We start from the raw sequence: 17,732 nt of genomic DNA on the forward strand, positions 1-17,732 counted from the left end.
TCACAGCGCCTGCTTCGCTGGTGAGAGGTGTTGGAAGACTCACAGGCTCACCAGCTTTCGGCGGCGGACGAGCAGGATGAAGAACGGTGCGCCAAGGGCGGCGAGGGTGATTCCGGCTTGGAGTTCTCCGGGGCGGGCGATCAGGCGTCCGGTGGTGTCGGCCAGGAGCAGGACCACCGCGCCGAGCAGGCCCGAATAGGGCAGCAGCCAGCGGTAATCCGGGCCGGTCAGGGCGCGGGCCAGGTGCGGGACGATCAGGCCGAGGAAGGCGATCGGGCCGACCGCCGCGGTCGCTGCGCCCGCGAGCAGGACGACGGCGGCCAGGCCCAGGGTGCGGGTGCGGGCGAGATTGACGCCCAGGCCGCGCGCCACATCGTCGCCGAGTCCGAGGAGATTGAGACCTGGGGCCGAGGCCAGGGCCAGGATCGCGCCCAGGATCAGGAACGGCAGGATCTGGCGGAAGGTCGAGGCGTCGTGCCCTGCCACATCGCCGACCACCCAGTAGCGGTAGGTATTGAGGGCCGTGCCGTCCAGCAGGACAACGATATTGGTCATGGCCTGCAGGAATGCGGTTACGGCCGCGCCCGCCAGGACCAGGCTCAGCGGGCTGGCCTTGCCGCCGCCGACGGCGGAGACGCCGAACACCACCAGGCCGGCCAGCAGGGCGCCCGCGAAGGCGAACCAGATGTACTGCGCGGGCGTGGTGAGCGCGAGCAGATGGATGCTCAAAGCCGCCAGAAAGGCCGCGCCCGCGTTGATGCCGAGTAATCCCGCGTCTGCCAGCGGGTTTCGGGTGTAGCCCTGGATGAGCGCCCCGGCTATGCCGAGCGCGAGGCCGGTGATCAGGGCGAGTCCGGTTCGGGGGAGCCGCAATTCGCGCACGATCTGGGTCGCCGAATCCGCGGCCGGACACGAAAGCGGTGTTCCAGCAGGACAAACGAGTGCGTCGTACACGGTCCCCAATCCCAGATTCCGGGATCCGAGGGCAATGCTGGCGGCCGCCGCGACCAGCAATAACGCGGCGAGAACGAGAAGTCCGAGCAGACGTCGCCGTCTGTTGGTGACTACGGCGGGCACGGTGACGAACTACTCCTGACGCGTTCATTGCTCGATAAGTATGGTAACCCTAACCTATCTTCCCGTTCTCGTTGTCCATGCAGTGGTTCTCATTCGCTAATGCCATGGCCGAACAGTCGATGATGAGGAGGTTCGATGCTCGAACCCGTAACCGTGTGCCCGCCGCGCGATTCCCTGCTCGCCTTCGGGCTGGCGTGTAACCGCCTGCGCGCGCTGCAACCCGAACACCCGCGCGTCTACGCCGTCGCCGCCATGGCCGATCAGGGCAAACGCCGCTGGTGGCGGCTGGCCGACGGGATCCGTGAGGGCCGCATCGAGTTGATGTACCGGCGTCACGTCGCGGAGATGAGCAATGCCGATATCGCCGCCGAGGTGGTGGCCACCGCGCTGATCCACGCGGTGGTCGGGCGGGTGCTGGCCCTGGTGGTGTCGGAGGGGCGGGCCTGGGATCCGGGCCTGGAGAACCTGTGGATCCACACCGACAATGACGGCGGCATCGACTGGGCGGGATTGTCCGACACCACGATCCGCGTGGTCGACGGCGATCTGCTGGCCCGGCAGGCCGGGGTGGTGGCGCTGCCGTGCGAGGCGGCGCTGTACGTGTGGCTGGCGCACCGCTGCATTCCCGCGCTGACCCTGGTGCAGGAGGCCATGGCCCGCTGCGCCGGACTCGGGCAGCGCCGATTCTGGTCGCTGGTGGCCGAATCCGTGGTCGGGGCCGCCACCTATGTTCCGGCGCTGGCCCGTACGTCCTCGTCGGACGGTGCGCGGCGCGGCCAGGCCATGCTGGCGGCGTTCGAGGATCGTGGTCTACCGGTGCGCCGGGCCTGCTTCGTGCGCTAGCGGTTCAGCTGGGGCACGGCATGGGTCAGGACGGACAGGTGGAGGCGAAGGGCTTGTCGGCGAACAGGTCCGAGATCCAGCCCAGCCATCGGTCGGCCACGGCGGCGGGTGCGTCGTGGCCGCCCGGAACCACCAGATCGTGCACCGGCGTTCCCAGGGTGCACATCTCGGTGACCGCAGCGGAGGACCACGCGGTCACCACGAGCCTGTCGTCATCGCCGCGTGCGATATAGGTGGGCAGGTTGGTCGCGGATTTCGGGAGGTTGGTGCGGTTCTGGAGGTCGGTGAACGGTTGCGCGGCCGCGTCATCGACGAAGCTGACCTCGTCGGGGTTGCCCGCATTGGCGACCGCGACTTCGTCCGGCGTCACCTGACCTGTGCACTGGGATTCCAGACGCGGTGCGGCACTGAGCAAATCACCGTGGATGACCCGGTCGTAACCGTATTCGGGATGGCTGTAGCGCACGGCCGCAACCAGATACGGCAGGATCAGATACTGGTCCGGGGCATTCAGGCTACGGCTGCGAACCGTATCGACGAACCGCAGTTCCAGCGCGGGCGACAACAGCACCGTGCCGTGGATCTTCAACTCCGGCGCATAGGCTTTCGCGGTCTCCGCCGCCGACTCCGCGGCGCGCCCACCCTGCGACGCCCCGACCAGCACCGTGTCTCCGGCCAGCGGCAGCCCCGTCGCGTGCGCGGCCCGAACCGAATTCAGTACGTCATACCCGGATGACGGCGTATCCAAATAAGGTGCCTGCCCCGGCCCATCCAGCCCCTGATAGTTCGTCATCACCACCGCCCGATGCCCGGCCAGCATCGCCTCCACCGACGGCGCGGACCCGAACAACGTCGGCGAATTCGTCGGCGCACACGCACTGACCACCCCGGAAGTCCCGTGCGCGAACGCGACCACCGGCCACCCACCCGCCGGAGCCTCCCCCTTCGGCACGAACACCGCCCCCGACACCTCGATCGGCTGCCCCGTCGGCGAAGTCGACTCATACCGCACATACGTCGCCGACCCGGCTGCCGCGGTCAACGCCGAATCGAGGTTCTCCAACGGCCGCTTCGATATCAGCTTCCCAGGTGAATCAGCCTTCGGTGCGGGCGTTTCGGTGGACGTGCCGCACGCCGCGAGCAGCGCGACGGCCAATATCGGGAGGATGACTCCTGCTCGCACGCTGCTCCTCACAGTGGATTCAGCTACACGGTGGCCCTCTTGCATTATCGGCCCGGAAGCCGCTCAGCCGCGCCCTTCCCCACTTCCGCTCGACGAGTCGCACCGGTGCGCGAGGTCTCGGCGATCAGTCGTTCGCGTCGCGGGCGGAGTCGATGGCGGTGGCGCGGAGAGCCTCGGCGACGCGGGCGACGGGGTCGGGGAGTGGGCCGGGGAGGCGGGCCAGGAGGAGGCGGCGTGTCTCGGTGGGGCCGCCGCGGACGGGGAGGACGCGGACGCCGGGCGGGCAGGCCGGGGCGAGACTTGCTGGGATGGTGGTGATTCCGCAGCCGGCGGCGACGAGGTTCAGCTTGGCCAGCCAGTCGCGGACGGTGTGCGCGATGACCGGCCTTTCGTCGAGACCGGGCCAGACGCCCAGCGACCGGTCGTCGCCCGTGCCCGCGATCCAGGATTGGCCGCGCAGGTCGGCGATGTCGATGTGCTCGCCGCGCGCGAGGGGATGGTCGGCGGGGACCGCTATGCGCAGGCTGCGGTCGGTGAGGATCTGCTCTTGCAGCGCGGGCGTTTCCGCGTCGAGGGGCCGGTAGGGCGGCGGGGAGGCGACCAGTGCGAGGTCGATGGTTTCCGCGCGCAACGCCCGGACGAGTGCGGGCGTACCGCCTTCCCGGCCCACCACCGTGATGCCGGGATGCGTATCCCGCAGCCGGGCGAGGGCGGCCGGGATAAGCGCGGCCCCGGCGCTGGCGAACCAGCCGAGCCGCACCGTCGCCCGCTCCTCGGGCATCCCGGCCAATTCCCGTGCGGTTGTGTCGATCTGGTCGATCACGGCCGAGGCCCGCCGGGCCACGATGCGCCCGGCGGGCGTCAACCGCACACCGTCGTGATGGCGCTCCAGTAGCGGTGTCCCGGCGGCGCGCTCCAGGCTGGCGATCTGCCGCGACACCGCGGACTGGGTGTAGCCCAAGGCCATTGCCGCCGCCGTGAGCGTCCCGCGCTCGGCGACCTCCCGGAACACGCGCAGGGCGGTCAGCGAGGCGTCACTGAAGGTCATGACTTCTACGCATAGCAGTCCCGCCGATTTCGCGCCGCCGACATGATTTGCCGCTGCCCCGTCGGCAGGGTTGCTTTGTTAGGTAAGCCTGACCTACACTAAGAACCGGCGTCAGGACCGAGCGTCGATCCGGAGGGCTGCCGAGATCCCCGGTCCGCTGCCGCGGCGGGCTTCCCCGATTGGGGGAGCCCGCCGCTTCGTATCCGGGATTCGGTATTCGACGGGGTTCGCCCTTGCCCGAATTACTACGAAATCGTATAGTTCGAAATCGTGGTAAAGGATGTGCCCTCGCCGTCCGCGCTGCTCGAACTGCAGCGCGCCACCCACGCGACGCTGCAGCTGCTCGCGGCCGAGTTGGTCGATCTGAATCTGAATGCATCGGAGATCAACGCGCTGGCCAATCTCGCGGATGGTCGCTCTCGTACCGTGTCCGAGCTGGCCGCCGAGGTCGGTTCCCGCCCGACCACACTGACCAGTGTTCTGGATCGACTCGAGCGCCGCGGGCACATCACCCGGACCGTCGGCCCCAACGATCGGCGTGTGGTGGTCATCGATCTCACCGAATCCGGGCGCGCCGCGGCCCGGATCGTTCGCAGGGCGATCGCAGACCTCGAACGCCGAGCCTTCGCGGCCCTGCCACCCGAGACGATCGCCGCCTTGCGCGCGGGCCTGCGCGCCCTGACCGAGGTATCCCCGTGAACGAGCCCCATCCGCGCGACGACGACTTCGATTCCCTGCTGGCGCAGCTGGTTTCGGAAGCCGGTCGTTTCGGACATCGTGAACACGTGCGATTGACCTGGCTGACCGTGCGCGGCCATGGCGTCGCCTCGGCCATCGATCGCATCGGCGACGGCATTCGTCGCACGGCCCGCTACGAGGGCAACCCGCGCAAGTATCACGCGACGCTCAGCCGCGCCTGGGTGGAGCTGATCGGCTACCACGCCGCCGAGCATCCCGGCGCGGACTTCGAGACCTTCCTCTCCGAGAATCCGGAGCTGCTCGACAAGCGGCTCCTGCTCCGGTTCTACAACCCCGCGACCCTCGCCTCCGAGCGGGCCAGGGTCGGATGGGTCGCCCCCGATCGCGCGCCCTTCCCGCGTCGGCATTGAGCAACCCGCCGCTCGGTTTCAAGATCCGGCGTGCGAACGTGGAGCCATGAGTGATGAGTTCGCCTCGATCAAATCTATGGCCGATGTGACGCCGGAGCTGATGAACAAGCTCAGCGCGGGGACCTTCACCGATCTGCTCGGGCTGAAATTCACCGAGCTGAGCGGGGATGGGGCCACTGCGGAGTGGGTGGTGACCGCGCAGCAGCATCAGCCGGCTGGGATCGCCAACGGCGGCGTGTACTGCACGGTCATCGAGACCCTGGCCAGTGTGGCGGCGAGTGCGTGGCTGGGGGAGCGCGGGACCGTGGTCGGGGTGAACAACAACACCGATTTCCTGCGTGCGGTGCGGGAGGGGAAGTTGACCGGGGTCGCCACGCCGATTCACCGGGGACGGTCGCAGCAGCTGTGGGTCGTGGTGATCACCGATGAGCAGGATCGGTTGGTCGCGCGCGGGCAGGTGCGGTTGCAGAATCTCAACGCGCAGAACTGAAATCGGGCGGACCGAAAGGTCTCTTGCCGCTGAAACATGCTGGTAACGCAGGTCGTGCCAGAATGACCGACGATCCATCCCCGCGATTCGACGAGGAGTCCGAATGCGATTGTCGCCGCACGAGCAGGAACGCCTGCTGCTGAGTTACGCGGCCGAGCTGGCCCGGCGGCGACAGGCTCGCGGACTGAAGTTGAACCATCCGGAGGCGATCGCGCTCATCACCGATCACGTACTCGAGGGGGCGCGCGACGGGCGCACCGTCGCCGAGCTGATGGCCTCCGGGCGCACCGTGCTGACCCGGGCCGACGTCATGGACGGCGTGCCGGAGATGATCCACGACGTGCAGGTGGAGGCCACCTTCCCGGACGGCACCAAGCTCGTCACCGTCCACCACCCGATCGGATGACACCGTGATTCCTGGTGAATATCTCTGTGCCGAGGGCACGATCGAGCTGAACTCCGGTGCCGAGCGCATCGAACTCGATGTCGTGAACACCGGTGACCGTCCTGTCCAGGTCGGCTCGCACGTGCACTTCCCGCAGGCCAATTCCGCGCTGGAATTCGATCGCGAGGCCGCCCACGGCCGCCGCCTCGACATCCCCGCCGGCACCGCGGTGCGTTTCGAACCCGGTCTGGGCCAGCGGGTTTCGCTGGTCCCGCTGGGCGGTACCCGCGAGGTGCATGGAATCAGCCTCACCCCACCCGGAAAGCTGGATGCCTGATGGCCGAATTGTCCCGCGCCCGGTATGCCGAACTGTTCGGCCCCACCGTCGGCGACCGAATCCGCCTGGCGGACACCGATCTGCTCATCGAGATCACCGAGGACCGCAGTGGCGGACCGGGTCTCGCGGGCGACGAGGCCGTCTTCGGTGGCGGCAAGGTGCTGCGCGAATCCATGGGCCAGGCCCGCGCCACCCGCGCCGAAGGCACCCCCGACACCGTCATCACCGGCGTGGTGATCGTCGACTACTGGGGAATCATCAAGGCCGACATCGGCATTCGTGACGGTCGCATCACCGCCATCGGCAAGGCCGGCAACCCGGACACCATGAGCGGGGTGCACCCGGACCTGGTGGTCGGGCCCTCGACCGAGATCATCGCGGGCAACGGCCGCATCGTCACCGCGGGCGCCATCGACTGCCACGTGCACTTCATCTGCCCGCAGATCCTCGACGAGGCCATGGCGGGCGGCATCACCACCCTGGTCGGCGGCGGCACCGGCCCGGCCGAGGGCTCCAAGGCCACCACCGTCACCCCCGGATCCTGGCATCTGGCCCGCATGCTGGAGTCCACCGACTCCTGGCCGGTGAACATCCTGCTGCTGGGCAAGGGCAATACCGTCCGCGAGGACGCGCTGTGGGAGCAATTGCGCGGCGGCGCGGGCGGTTTCAAGCTGCACGAGGACTGGGGCACCACCCCGGCCGCCATCGACCACTGCCTCACCGTCGCCGACGCGTCGGGTGTGCAAGTGGCGTTGCACTCGGACACCTTGAACGAGGCCGGATTCGTCGAGGACACCCTCGCGGCGATCCGCGGCCGGGCCATCCACTCGTATCACACCGAGGGTGCGGGCGGCGGGCACGCGCCCGACATCATCACCGTCGCTTCGCATCTCAATGTGCTGCCCAGTTCCACCAATCCGACCCGGCCGCACACCGTCAACACCCTCGACGAACACCTCGACATGCTCATGGTGTGTCACCACCTGAGCCCGTCCATCCCGGAGGATCTGGCCTTCGCGGAGAGCCGGATCCGTCCCTCCACCATTGCCGCCGAGGATCTGCTGCACGATCTGGGCGCGATCTCCATGATCGGCTCCGACGCCCAGGCAATGGGCCGCATCGGCGAGGTGGTCATGCGCACCTGGCAGACCGCGCACGTCATGAAGCGCCGCCGCGGCGCACTGCCCGGCGACGGGGCTGCCGACAACAACCGGGTGCAGCGCTACGTCGCGAAATACACCATCTGCCCGGCGGTCACCAATGGCATCGACCACGAGGTCGGCTCGATCGAGGTCGGCAAACTGGCCGACCTGGTGCTGTGGGAACCGGCCTTCTTCGGCGTCCGCCCGCACGCGGTCCTCAAGGGCGGCGCGATCGCCTGGGCCGCCATGGGCGACGCCAACGCCTCCATCCCGACGCCCCAGCCGGTCCTGCCCCGCCCCATGTTCGGCGCCGCGCCGATCGTGGCGGCCGGAACCTCGCTGCACTTCGTCTCCGAGCAGGCCATCGAGGACGGCCTGGCCGACCGCCTGCGCGTGAACCGAAAACTGGTCCCGGTGGCCAATGTTCGCCGCCGCACCAAGGCCGACCTCCCCAACAACGAGGCCATGCCGCGCATCGAGGTCGACCCCGACACCTTCACCGTCCGCATCGACGGCGAGGTCTGGGCCGAACAGCCCGCGACCGAACTACCCATGGCACAGCGGTACTTCCTGTTCTGACCGTCTGACACCCGACAAGCGCCAATGCCCCGCAGGGCATTGGCGCTTTTTCGTGTCCGGAGCCCGCCCACCGACGCGCCCATTTCTGATGGTTTCATCATTTTCTCTTGACAGAGGAAACGGTCGTAACTGATGATTTCATCAATAACGGGCATGGAGGTGGCTGTGACTGGCATCGATGAGGGCGTCACGACCGGGCGCACGGTTCGGGTCGACGGGCGCGAGATCTATTACGGTGAGGCCGGATCGGGGCCCGCGGTGGTGCTGCTGCACGGCGGCGGGCCGGGGGCGACGGGTGCGGCGAACTACTCGCGCAACATCGGGGCCCTGGCGGGGCGATACCGAGTGATCGTGCCGGATATGCCCGGGTACGGACGGTCGGCGAAGTGGATCGACCGGTCCGATCCGTTCGGGAGTCTCGCCGGGGCGGTGGGCGGGCTGCTGGACGAGCTCGGGATCGACGCGGCGCATCTGGTCGGGAATTCCTACGGCGGTGCAGCGGCGCTGCGGCTGGCCATGGATCGGCCGGACAAGGTCGGGCGGATGGTCCTGATGGGGCCCGGCGGAGTCGGGACGACGCGGGCGCTGCCGACCGCGGGACTCAATGCCCTGCTGGACTACTACCGGGGCGATGGGCCGAGCCGGGAGAAGCTGCAGCGGTTCATTCGCGAATATCTCGTCTTCGACGGGGATTCCGTGCCCGAGGAGCTCATCGAGCAGCGCTACCGGGCCAGCATAGATCCGGAGGTGGTCGCCGATCCGCCGCTGCGTCGCCCGTCGGGGCCGCTGGCGCTGCGGACGCTGTGGCGGATGGACTTCACCCGAGACCCGCGGCTGCGCACGGTCGCTCACCCGATGCTGGTGTTCTGGGGCGCGAACGACAAGGTCAATCGTCCCGACGGCGGGCGGATGCTCGCGGCGGCCATGCCGAACTGCGACCTGTACCTCGCGGCCAATACCGGCCACTGGGTGCAGTGGGAACGCGCCGAGCTGTTCAACACGCTCGCGGGCGTCTTCCTCGAGGGCTGAGCATGAGCGAGCGGTTACGGCCCGCCGGATCGGTATTCGGTGCGGTCCATCTGGGATACATTGCGGTGCGGTCGAATCGGATCACCGACTGGCGGCGCTTCGGCGCCGACGCCGTCGGCGTGCACGTCGACGACATCGACGGTGGCGCACTGCGTTTCCGGCTCGATGACCGAGCCTGCCGATTCCTGATCGAGCGCGGACACGCCGAGGACGTGACCGCGCTGGGCTGGCAGATCGACGATCACGAAACCTTCGACCGCATCCTCGCCCGGGTCACCGCACGCGGCGTGCCCATCGCCGAGGGCAGTGTGGAGGAGGCGGCACGGCGCGGGGTGGAGCGGCTGTGGCGGTTCGCCGGGCCCAAAGGCATTGCGCAGGAGATCTTCACGGCGCCGGTGACCACGCCCGAACCGCTGCGCATGCTCAGCTCCGGCTGGGTCACCGGGGAGGCCGGACTGGGGCACGTGGCCCTGGTGTCGCGCGAGCCGGAGGCCGTGCGCGGGTATTACGGAACCGTCTTCGACTCCCGGCTCACCGATTACATCGACGAGAACATCTCCGGGCTGCGCATGAAGATCCGATTCCTGCGGGTCAACGAGCGGCATCACTCGATCGCCATCGCCAATATTCGCGGCCTCCGGATCGATCCCCTGCGAACCAGGGTGCAGCACATCAATATTCAGTCCGCGACCCTGGACGACATGCTCGCCGCCTTCTCGCGGGTCACCGAGCTGGGTTTCCGCATGCAGTGGTCGGTCGGCCAGCACACCAACGACCGTGAGCTCTCGTTCTACTGCGTGACACCGTCGGGATTCGAACTCGAGGTCGGCTGGAATCCGCTCGTTATCGGGCCGGAACTCGAATCCACCTGGGAGCCCACGACTTATCAGGGCATCAGCGTCTGGGGCCACGGCGCGGTGGGGGAGACCGTGCTGGGCAAGTTCGCCCAGTTCCGTCAGGCCCTGCGCACGGTCCGCACACCCGAGATCACCGTCCCACAGCTCACCGGAGGACTGCCGCGATGACGAATACCGACTATGACGTCATTGTCGTCGGCCTCGGACCGACCGGCCTCACCCTGGCCAATCTGCTGGGCCGCCGCGGCGTCCGCGTGCTCGTCCTGGAACGTGAGCCCGAGTTCTATGGCATGGCCCGCGCGGTCTACACCGACGACGAGGGCATGCGGATCTTCCAGACCGCCGGTGCGGCAGATGAACTCGCCGCCGACATGAATATCGACTCGACGGTGCAGTGGGTGCGCGGCGATGGTCGGGTACTGGCGCAGTTTCACCGCACCGACCGGCCCCTGGGCTGGCCGATCGCGAACTTTCTCTATCAGCCGTACCTGGAGAACACCCTCGAACGCGCCCTCGTCCGATACCCGCACGTCACCGTGCGGCGTGGGCGAGAGGTCCTCGGCTTCGACCAGGACGGCGACGGCGTCACCGTCGAACACGCCCGATGCGGTGGCACGGGATACGGCAAGAACGCGCCCGATACCGACCCGCGGACGGCTGAGCGGGCGCGTGCCCGGTTCCTCGTCGGCTGCGACGGCGGGCGCAGCGTGGTGCGCACCGAACTCGGAATCGACATGCACGGCACCAGCTTTCCCGAGCGCTGGCTGGTCGTGGATCTGAAGGCCCGCGACGGCGCGGACGCCTTCCGGCACCTGCCCTACTTCGACTTCGTCTGCGACCCGGACCTGCCGATCGTGTCCTGCCCGCAGCCGGGCGGGCACCACCGCTTCGAGTTCATGCTCACCGAGACCCAGACCAAGGAGGAGATGGAGAGCCCGGAAACGGTGCGCCGTCACATCTCCCGCTTCGTGGACCCGGACCAGGTCGAGGTCCTGCGCAGGCTGGTCTACACATTCAACGCGGTGGTCGCCGACTGCTGGCGCGAGGGCCGGGTCCTGATCGCGGGCGACGCCGCCCACATGACCCCGCAGTTCATCGGCCAGGGCATGAACTCGGGGGTCCGCGACGCCGACAACCTCTCCTGGAAACTCACCGCGATCCTGAAACACGGTGCGGACCAACGGATTCTGGACACCTACGAGGCCGAACGCCGACCGCACGCCAAGGCCATGATCGATCTGTCGGTCTTCAACAAGAACGTCGTCTCGCTGAGCAATCCGCTGCTCGCCGGAGCCCGAGACCTCGCCCTTGCCACCGCCGTGCGGCTGCCCGGAGTCGGCGGCTGGCTCCGAGCCGCGAAATTCAAGCCGTCCCCGCGCTTCCGGCGCGGCGCGTACCTGGGACTGCCGCGTCGGGGATGGCGCGGCATCGAGGGGACCCTCGCCCCGCAACCCGATGTCCGCACCTTCGACGGGCGACCCCTGCGCTTGGATGACGCACTCGGCGTGGGCTTTTCGCTGGTCGGCTACGGCGTCGACCCCCGCGCGGGGCTGAGCGGCGAGGAACTGGCGATCCTGCGGGCGTTGGGCATCGGTTTCGTCACGCTGTATGCCGTCGGCGGCAGGCCGCAGGGCAGGCCGGGCGATCGGCAGATCGTCCCCGACCACGTGACCGACGTCGAGGATCACACCGGTGCACTGACCCGGTGGCTCGCCAAGGGCGGTGCCCGGCGCGGCAGCGTGATCCTGTTACGCCCCGACCGGTTCGTCTTCGGCATTGCCCGGCCAGGACGCGCCGGGGAGCTGATCGGTGAGCTCCGCACACAGCTGTTCGGTTCCGGCGGCGGGCCGACCGCGCGGCCTTCGGTACCGGTGGTGGCCGCGACGAAGACCGCGCCGGGTTTGGAGGAGATTCGATGAAATCGACAGTGATCGAGAGCCCGCAGGTGCGCGCGGCAGCCGAGCGACTGGCCCGCGCGATGGCGACCGGGGAGCCGGTCGAGCCGGTGCGTGAGCTGATCGGGCCGGACGATGTCGCGGTGGCGTATGCCGTGCAGCGCATCGGGGTTCGGGACCGGGTAGCGGCCGGGGCGCGGGTGGTGGGACGCAAGATCGGGCTCACGTCACCCGCCGTGCAGCGGCAGCTCGGGGTGAATCAGCCGGACTTCGGGGTGCTGTTCGACGAGATGGATGTCGCCGAGACTCCGGCGGCGCGACGGCCCGCGCTGCTGCAGCCGAAGATCGAGGCGGAGCTGGCGTTCGTATTGGGCGCCGACCTCGACGGCGAGCAAATCGATGCGATCGCAGTGCGCGGGGCGGTCGAGTACGCGGTCGCCGCGCTGGAGATCGTGGACAGCCGAATCGCGAACTGGGACATCGGTTTCGCCGACACCGTCGCGGACAACGCGTCGAGCGGATGGTTCGCGCTGGGCGCGGAGCGGCTCTCGCTGACCGAGTTCGAACCGCGCGATATCGCCATGAGCATGGCCGTCGACGGGGAGATCGTGTCCACCGGAACGGGTTCGGCGTGCCTGGGGGATCCGCTGAACGCGCTGGCCTGGCTGGCGCGCACCGCACGTGATTTCGGTGATCCGCTGCGCGCCGGGGAGATCGTGCTCTCCGGCGCGCTCGGACCCATGGCCCCGCTGCGCCCCGGCGCCCGGGTGCGATCCGAATTGTTCAGTGGCACCGGTCTTCTCGGTGCGGTCGACTTCACCTGGGAGCAACGATGAGTCGTACGAAGGTCGCCGTGATCGGCTCGGGCAATATCGGCACCGATCTGATGATCAAGGTGCTGCGGCTGTCGGACACCCTCGAGATGGCCGCGATGGTGGGCATCGATCCCGCCTCCGACGGGCTGGCGCGCGCCGATCGGCTGGGTGTGCCGACCACCGCGCACGGGGTCGACGGACTGATCGGTATGCCCCACTTCGACGAGATCGACGTGGTCTTCGACGCCACCTCGGCGGGTGCGCACCGGGCCAACGCGGCGGCGCTCGCGCCCCACGGCAAGCGGCTGATCGATCTGACCCCCGCCGCGATCGGGCCTTTCGTGGTGCCCGCGGTCAACCTGGACGCGCACCTCGACGCCTCCGACGTGAACATGGTGACCTGCGGCGGGCAGGCCACGATTCCGATCGTGGCCGCGATCTCCCGGGTCGCCGCGGTGCCCTACGCGGAGATCGTCGCCTCCATCGCGTCGAAATCCGCCGGTCCGGGCACCCGCGCGAATATCGACGAGTTCACCGAAACCACCTCGCGCGCCATCGAAGCCGTGGGCGGTGCGGCGCGGGGCCGGGCCATCATCATCCTCAACCCGGCCGAGCCGCCGCTCGTCATGCGTGACACCGTGCTGGCGCTGATCAATGACCCGGACTCGGAACACGAAGCGGCCGTGCGGGAATCGATCACCGCCATGGTGGCCGCGGTGGCTGCGTACGTGCCCGGGTACCGGTTGAAACAGGACATCCAGATCACGCCGCTGGCTCCGGGCGCGGCGCTGCGCACGCTCACCGGGAACGCGCCTGTCACCCATCAGGTTTCGGTGTTCCTCGAGGTCGAGGGTGCGGCCCACTACCTCCCGGCGTACGCCGGAAACCTCGACATCATGACCTCGGCCGCACTGCGGGTGGCCGAATGCCTGGCCAGGGAGAGCATTCGATGACCCGGATATATCTGCAGGACGTGACCTTGCGCGACGGGATGCACGCGCTGCGGCACCGCATCAGCCCGGCGACTGTCGCGCGGGTGGCGGCCGCCCTGGACGCGGCCGGGGTGGACGCCGTGGAGGTCGCACACGGCGACGGCCTGCACGGCGGCAGCCTCACCTACGGTCCCGGTAGCCACACCGATTGGGACTGGCTGGAAGCCGCGGCGGGCGCGCTCACCACCGCCCGGCTGACCACGCTGTTGCTGCCGGGCATCGGCACCGTCGAAGACCTGCGCCGCGCCTGCGATCTCGGCGTGCGCTCGGTGCGGGTGGCGACCCATTGCACCGAGGCCGATATCGCCGCACAGCACATCGCGCACGCCCGTGAGCTCGGCATGGACGTCTCCGGGTTCCTCATGATGAGCCACCTGAACAGCCCGGAGGGGCTCGCCGCACAGGCCAAGCTCATGGAATCGTATGGCGCGCACTGCGTTTACGTCACCGACTCCGGCGGCAGGCTCACCATGGACGGCGTGCGCGACCGTGTCCGCGCCTACCGCGAGGTCCTCGACGACGGCACCGAGATCGGGATTCACGCGCACCAGAATCTGTCCCTCGCGGTGGCCAACAGCGTGGTGGCCGTCGAGGCAGGTGTGGCGCGGGTCGACGCATCGCTGGCGGGTCTCGGTGCGGGAGCGGGCAATACGCCGCTCGAGGCCTTCGCGGCGGTCGCCGAGCTGTCCGGCTGGAAGCACGGAGCCGACCTGGACGCGCTCACCGACGCCGCGGACGACCTGATCCGGCCGCTGCTGGATCGTCCGGTCCAAGTGGATCGCGAGACCCTCGCGCTCGGCTACGCGGGCGTGTACTCGAGCTTCCTGCGGCACGCCGAGAACGCCTCCGCCGCCTACGGAGTCGATGTCCGGGCACTGCTGGTCGAGGCCGGTCGGCGTCGGCTGGTGGGCGGTCAAGAGGACATGCTCGTCGATATCGCGCTGGATCTCGTCGCCCAGGGCGCGAAGTGACCTCAGAGCTGCGGCTGCGGCGGCAGGTCGCCGGTGGTCAGCCGCTCGGCCGCCTGCTTGGTCATGCCGAACATGCGCAGCACGTGGAAGGTCATCTCGTCGGTGAGCGCGTCCGCGTCGGCGTCGGGCCGGGCGTCGAGCAGTTGCAGCAGTCCCAGCAGCGCACCGCCCGCGGCCATCACGGCCATGTCCGCGTCCATCGGCTCGAAGCGTCCCGCCTCCTGGGCGGCGCGGATGTCGTGGCGGGCGCGCGGGGCCAGGCCCTCGTCGCGCAGCAGCACCGACAGGCCCGAATTCAGGATCACCCGAACCTCTTCGGGCAACTGCCGCTGCAGGCGGCCGGTCATGCGGAAACTCACCGCGAAGACCTCGGCCGGATCGTCGTAGCGGGCCACGATGTCGTCGCGCATCTCGCTGTAGATCAGCAGCACCGAGCGGACGGCCTCGTCGAAAAGCTCTTCCTTGGACCCGAAGTGGTTGTAGAACGAGCCGAATCCGACATCGGCGGCATCGGTGATCTCCTGGATGCTCACCGCGGAACGTCCCTCCGACAGGAACTTCCGCGCCGCGCCGAGCAGGGCATTGCGGGTGCGTTCGCGCCGCCGGTCGGTGCGGGTGCGCACCTCGGGTGCTGCGGCCATCGGCTGCCTCATTCCATTCGAAACCGTAGACAGAATCGTATCTGACGAAAATATCAGAAGCGATTTCGATCATGATCGAAAGGCGAACGCCGTGACAGACTCTCGGCCGCGCTCCCGCGGCACCGTCAACCGCCGCAACGCCCTGGGCGGCAGCCTGGCCGGTGTGCTCGGCCTGGCCGCGTCGGCGCTGCCCGGCGGACCCACCGGACCGGCCCGCGCTCAGCAGCCCGCGCCGACCGGGACCTACCGCATCGACCTGCACGCCCACTTCCTGCCGCCGGATTATCGTGCCGCGCTGCTCGAACACGGGCATGTCACCATCGGCGGCTACCCGACCCCGGACTGGTCGCCCGAGCAGGCCATCGCGTTCATGGACTACTACGGCATTCAGGCACAGGCGCTTTCGGTATCCGACCCGGGCGTGTCGTTCCTCGGCGGCAAGGAGGCCGTCGATATGGCCCGCTACTGCAACACCTACGCCGCGGGGCTGTTCGCCTCGAATCCGACGCGGTTCGGCGCGTTCGCCGTGCTGCCGATGCCCGACATCCCGGCCTCGATCGACGAGGCGATCCACGCCCTCGACGAACTCCACCTGGACGGGGTGATCCTGCTGTCCGCCTACAACGGTGTGTATCTGGGTGATCCGCGCTTCGAGCCGCTGATGATCGCGCTGAACCAGCGCAACGCCTACGTGTTCGTCCACCCGGCGGCGATACCCGACCACGCCAAGCCAGGACTTCCGCTGCCGGACTTCCTGGAGGAGTTCACCTTCGACACCACGCGGGCCGCCACGATGATGATGGTGACCGGAATGACCCAGCGGTATCCGAACATTCGCTTCCAGCTCGCACACGCGGGCGGCACGGTTCCGTTCCTCTCGCATCGGCTCAGCGTGGCGTCGCAATCGGTGCTCGGGCAGCTGTGGCCGGAGGATCTGCCCCGGCCCTCGATCCTCGACACCAAGAATCAGATCGGTCGCTTCTATTACGACACCGCGCTGAGCGGGTCGGCCGCCGCCATGGCCGCCGTGCTGCAGGTGACGGCACGCGATCACATCGTCTTCGGCTCCGACTGGCCCTTCAGCGCACTCACCTTGCCGCAGACCGGTTCCCATGACCCCGCGCCCGGGCTCAGCGACGTTTTCGATGCCGATCAACGACTGGAGATCGAGCGGATCAACCCGCTGCGGCAGCTGCCCCGGCTGGCCGCCGCCGTCGGCGCCTGAGTGCTAAATATCTCCCCCTGAGCGCAATGGTGGGAGCGCGCGCAAACCGGTGGCAGACTCGGCGTATGACGACTGCCAACTGGGCCGAGGTTGATCGCTATCTGGTCGAAACCCTCGTGGGACACGGGGATTCGGCCACTCTGGAAGCCAATGCGGCGGCGGGCCTGCCCGCCATCGACGTGTCGCCGCCGCAGGGGAAGTTCCTGTATCTGCTCGCGAAGTCGGTGCTGGCGCGGCGGGTGCTGGAGATCGGGACGCTGGGCGGGTACAGCACCGCGTGGTTGGCGCGGGCGGTGGGGAAGTCCGGGCAGGTGGTGACGCTCGAGTACGCGGCCAAGCATGCGGAGGTGGCGCGGGAGAATCTGGATCGCGCCGGTGTGGGGGAGCGGGTGGAGATCCGGGTGGGGGCGGCGCTGGACTCGCTGCCGGTATTGGCGGACGAGCAGCCGGAACCGTTCGATCTGGTGTTCATCGACGCCGACAAGGTCAACAACTCGAATTATGTGCGGTGGGCGCTGCGGCTGACGCGGCCCGGGTCGGTGATCATCGTCGACAATGTGGTGCGCGATGGCGGTATCGCCCATGCGGATTCGGCGGACGCGGCCGTGCGAGCCAGTCGCGAGGTCATCGAATTGATCGCCGGCGAACCGCGCTTGGACGGGACCGTGCTGCAGACCGTCGGCGGTAAGGGCTGGGACGGGATCGCCTATGCGGTCGTGCTGGGCGAGGACGACTGAGTCGGAGCTCACTCCGCACGGGTGAGCTGGGGATATCTGCCCGGCTCACCCACTTCGGTTCTGATTGCCGAAAAGTTGCCTGGCATCGAGCGGGTCGGGTCAATACGGTCGGAGCAATGAACGATCCGTACGGCCCGACCTTCCCGCCGCCCGCCTTCATGGCCCCTCGGGAGCCGGAGGCGAAACCGGGTGCGCCCGCGTGGGTCCGCAAGGCCGTCGTCGTGGTCGGTCCCGCCGTGCTGGCGCTGGTGGTCGGTGTGCTCGCGGTCGTCATCTACCGCGGTGAGCATCCGCGCACCGCCGACTCCGATCAGGATCAGCGGGCCAATGTCTCCACCTCGGTATCGATCGCTCCGGAGCGCTCTTCCTAAAGCCCC

General features: G+C 68.6%; 20 protein-coding genes. 16 read left to right on the forward strand and 4 right to left on the reverse strand.

The window, feature by feature from the left end:
* Positions 1–39: 39 nt before the first annotated feature.
* Complete coding sequence (locus ON43_RS15260) at positions 40–1,077, reverse strand: FecCD family ABC transporter permease (RefSeq protein ID WP_040807973.1); 1,038 nt, start codon at positions 1,075–1,077, stop codon at positions 40–42.
* A 135-nt stretch (positions 1,078–1,212) separates the two neighbouring features.
* On the opposite strand from ON43_RS15260, the gene ON43_RS15265 reads away from it, so the two are divergent.
* A complete protein-coding gene (locus ON43_RS15265; protein WP_040807974.1) occupies positions 1,213–1,920 on the forward strand; it encodes a hypothetical protein in 708 nt (235 codons plus the stop codon).
* Positions 1,921–1,945: 25 nt separating this feature from the next.
* On the opposite strand, the gene ON43_RS15270 is transcribed toward ON43_RS15265, so the two are convergent.
* Together ON43_RS15270 and ON43_RS15275 are read right to left on the reverse strand one after the other, a co-directional pair.
* Entirely contained in the window at positions 1,946–3,103 is a 1,158-nt protein-coding gene (locus ON43_RS15270) for a lipase family protein (RefSeq protein ID WP_051178473.1), read from the reverse strand.
* A gap of 124 nt (positions 3,104–3,227) precedes the next feature.
* Entirely contained in the window at positions 3,228–4,151 is a 924-nt protein-coding gene (locus ON43_RS15275) for a LysR family transcriptional regulator (RefSeq protein WP_040807976.1), read from the reverse strand.
* A gap of 270 nt (positions 4,152–4,421) precedes the next feature.
* On the opposite strand from ON43_RS15275, the gene ON43_RS15280 reads away from it, so the two are divergent.
* The 12 genes from ON43_RS15280 to dmpG all read left to right on the forward strand — a co-directional run bounded on the left by ON43_RS15280 (position 4,422) and on the right by dmpG (position 14,752).
* On the forward strand, positions 4,422–4,850 hold the full coding sequence (locus ON43_RS15280) for a MarR family winged helix-turn-helix transcriptional regulator (RefSeq protein ID WP_245568602.1): 429 nt from the start codon (positions 4,422–4,424) through the stop codon (positions 4,848–4,850).
* The gene (locus ON43_RS15285) at positions 4,847–5,260 is read left to right on the forward strand and encodes a hypothetical protein (protein WP_040807977.1); all 414 of its coding nucleotides are present in this window, start codon (positions 4,847–4,849) and stop codon (positions 5,258–5,260) included. Before ON43_RS15280 ends, ON43_RS15285 begins: the two co-directional genes overlap by 4 nt.
* A 46-nt stretch (positions 5,261–5,306) precedes the next feature.
* The gene (locus tag ON43_RS15290; protein WP_040807979.1) at positions 5,307–5,750 is read left to right on the forward strand and encodes a PaaI family thioesterase; all 444 of its coding nucleotides are present in this window, start codon (positions 5,307–5,309) and stop codon (positions 5,748–5,750) included.
* 103 nt (positions 5,751–5,853) lie between these two features.
* Positions 5,854–6,156 (forward strand): urease subunit gamma, encoded by a 303-nt coding sequence (locus ON43_RS15295; protein ID WP_040807981.1) that lies wholly within the window; start codon positions 5,854–5,856, stop codon positions 6,154–6,156.
* Between the two features lie 4 nt (positions 6,157–6,160).
* Entirely contained in the window at positions 6,161–6,472 is a 312-nt protein-coding gene (locus tag ON43_RS15300) for an urease subunit beta (protein ID WP_040807982.1), read from the forward strand.
* Positions 6,472–8,193, forward strand: coding sequence for an urease subunit alpha (locus ON43_RS15305; protein ID WP_040807983.1), 1,722 nt, complete (start codon positions 6,472–6,474; stop codon positions 8,191–8,193). The genes ON43_RS15300 and ON43_RS15305 overlap by 1 nt, the downstream gene beginning before the upstream one ends.
* A gap of 174 nt (positions 8,194–8,367) precedes the next feature.
* Positions 8,368–9,222, forward strand: a complete 855-nt coding sequence (locus tag ON43_RS15310; protein WP_040808180.1) for an alpha/beta fold hydrolase — start codon at positions 8,368–8,370, stop codon at positions 9,220–9,222.
* Between the two features lie 2 nt (positions 9,223–9,224).
* On the forward strand, positions 9,225–10,247 hold the full coding sequence (locus ON43_RS15315) for a VOC family protein (RefSeq protein ID WP_040807985.1): 1,023 nt from the start codon (positions 9,225–9,227) through the stop codon (positions 10,245–10,247).
* Positions 10,244–11,998, forward strand: coding sequence for a bifunctional 3-(3-hydroxy-phenyl)propionate/3-hydroxycinnamic acid hydroxylase MhpA (gene mhpA, locus ON43_RS15320; protein ID WP_083913435.1), 1,755 nt, complete (start codon positions 10,244–10,246; stop codon positions 11,996–11,998). Before ON43_RS15315 ends, mhpA begins: the two co-directional genes overlap by 4 nt.
* Complete coding sequence (locus ON43_RS15325; protein ID WP_040807986.1) at positions 11,995–12,810, forward strand: 2-keto-4-pentenoate hydratase; 816 nt, start codon at positions 11,995–11,997, stop codon at positions 12,808–12,810. Before mhpA ends, ON43_RS15325 begins: the two co-directional genes overlap by 4 nt.
* Positions 12,807–13,742, forward strand: coding sequence for an acetaldehyde dehydrogenase (acetylating) (locus ON43_RS15330; protein ID WP_040807988.1), 936 nt, complete (start codon positions 12,807–12,809; stop codon positions 13,740–13,742). Before ON43_RS15325 ends, ON43_RS15330 begins: the two co-directional genes overlap by 4 nt.
* A complete protein-coding gene (gene dmpG, locus ON43_RS15335) occupies positions 13,739–14,752 on the forward strand; it encodes a 4-hydroxy-2-oxovalerate aldolase (RefSeq protein WP_040807989.1) in 1,014 nt (337 codons plus the stop codon). Before ON43_RS15330 ends, dmpG begins: the two co-directional genes overlap by 4 nt.
* A 2-nt stretch (positions 14,753–14,754) precedes the next feature.
* Here the strand turns inward: dmpG and ON43_RS15340 are convergent, their stop codons facing one another.
* Entirely contained in the window at positions 14,755–15,393 is a 639-nt protein-coding gene (locus ON43_RS15340; RefSeq protein ID WP_051178475.1) for a TetR/AcrR family transcriptional regulator, read from the reverse strand.
* Between the two features lie 91 nt (positions 15,394–15,484).
* Here ON43_RS15340 and ON43_RS15345 point away from each other — a divergent pair, with 91 nt between their 5' ends.
* From ON43_RS15345 to ON43_RS15355, 3 genes are all read left to right on the forward strand, one after another.
* Positions 15,485–16,618: an amidohydrolase family protein gene (locus tag ON43_RS15345; protein WP_040807992.1), complete on the forward strand. Its 1,134-nt coding sequence runs from the start codon at positions 15,485–15,487 to the stop codon at positions 16,616–16,618.
* Positions 16,619–16,683: 65 nt separating this feature from the next.
* Positions 16,684–17,355, forward strand: coding sequence for an O-methyltransferase (locus ON43_RS15350; RefSeq protein WP_040807994.1), 672 nt, complete (start codon positions 16,684–16,686; stop codon positions 17,353–17,355).
* 116 nt (positions 17,356–17,471) lie between these two features.
* Positions 17,472–17,726: a hypothetical protein gene (locus ON43_RS15355; protein WP_040807995.1), complete on the forward strand. Its 255-nt coding sequence runs from the start codon at positions 17,472–17,474 to the stop codon at positions 17,724–17,726.
* The last annotated feature ends 6 nt before the right edge of the window (positions 17,727–17,732 follow it).

This window comes from Nocardia concava NBRC 100430 (assembly GCF_000308815.1).
GTDB lineage: Bacteria > Actinomycetota > Actinomycetes > Mycobacteriales > Mycobacteriaceae > Nocardia > Nocardia concava.

What these genes read in the sequence shown, in the direction of transcription:
- ON43_RS15265 (WP_040807974.1), top strand. Translation starts at nt 1,213, where the DNA reads ATGCTCGAACCCGTAACCGTGTGCCCGCCGCGCGATTCCCTGCTCGCC.
- ON43_RS15275 (WP_040807976.1), bottom strand. Translation starts at nt 4,151, where the DNA reads ATGACCTTCAGTGACGCCTCGCTGACCGCCCTGCGCGTGTTCCGGGAG.
- ON43_RS15290 (WP_040807979.1), top strand. Translation starts at nt 5,307, where the DNA reads ATGAGTGATGAGTTCGCCTCGATCAAATCTATGGCCGATGTGACGCCG.
- ON43_RS15295 (WP_040807981.1), top strand. Translation starts at nt 5,854, where the DNA reads ATGCGATTGTCGCCGCACGAGCAGGAACGCCTGCTGCTGAGTTACGCG.
- ON43_RS15305 (WP_040807983.1), top strand. Translation starts at nt 6,472, where the DNA reads ATGGCCGAATTGTCCCGCGCCCGGTATGCCGAACTGTTCGGCCCCACC.
- ON43_RS15315 (WP_040807985.1), top strand. Translation starts at nt 9,225, where the DNA reads ATGAGCGAGCGGTTACGGCCCGCCGGATCGGTATTCGGTGCGGTCCAT.
- mhpA (WP_083913435.1), top strand. Translation starts at nt 10,244, where the DNA reads ATGACGAATACCGACTATGACGTCATTGTCGTCGGCCTCGGACCGACC.
- ON43_RS15325 (WP_040807986.1), top strand. Translation starts at nt 11,995, where the DNA reads ATGAAATCGACAGTGATCGAGAGCCCGCAGGTGCGCGCGGCAGCCGAG.
- ON43_RS15330 (WP_040807988.1), top strand. Translation starts at nt 12,807, where the DNA reads ATGAGTCGTACGAAGGTCGCCGTGATCGGCTCGGGCAATATCGGCACC.
- dmpG (WP_040807989.1), top strand. Translation starts at nt 13,739, where the DNA reads ATGACCCGGATATATCTGCAGGACGTGACCTTGCGCGACGGGATGCAC.
- ON43_RS15340 (WP_051178475.1), bottom strand. Translation starts at nt 15,393, where the DNA reads ATGGCCGCAGCACCCGAGGTGCGCACCCGCACCGACCGGCGGCGCGAA.
- ON43_RS15350 (WP_040807994.1), top strand. Translation starts at nt 16,684, where the DNA reads ATGACGACTGCCAACTGGGCCGAGGTTGATCGCTATCTGGTCGAAACC.
- ON43_RS15355 (WP_040807995.1), top strand. Translation starts at nt 17,472, where the DNA reads ATGAACGATCCGTACGGCCCGACCTTCCCGCCGCCCGCCTTCATGGCC.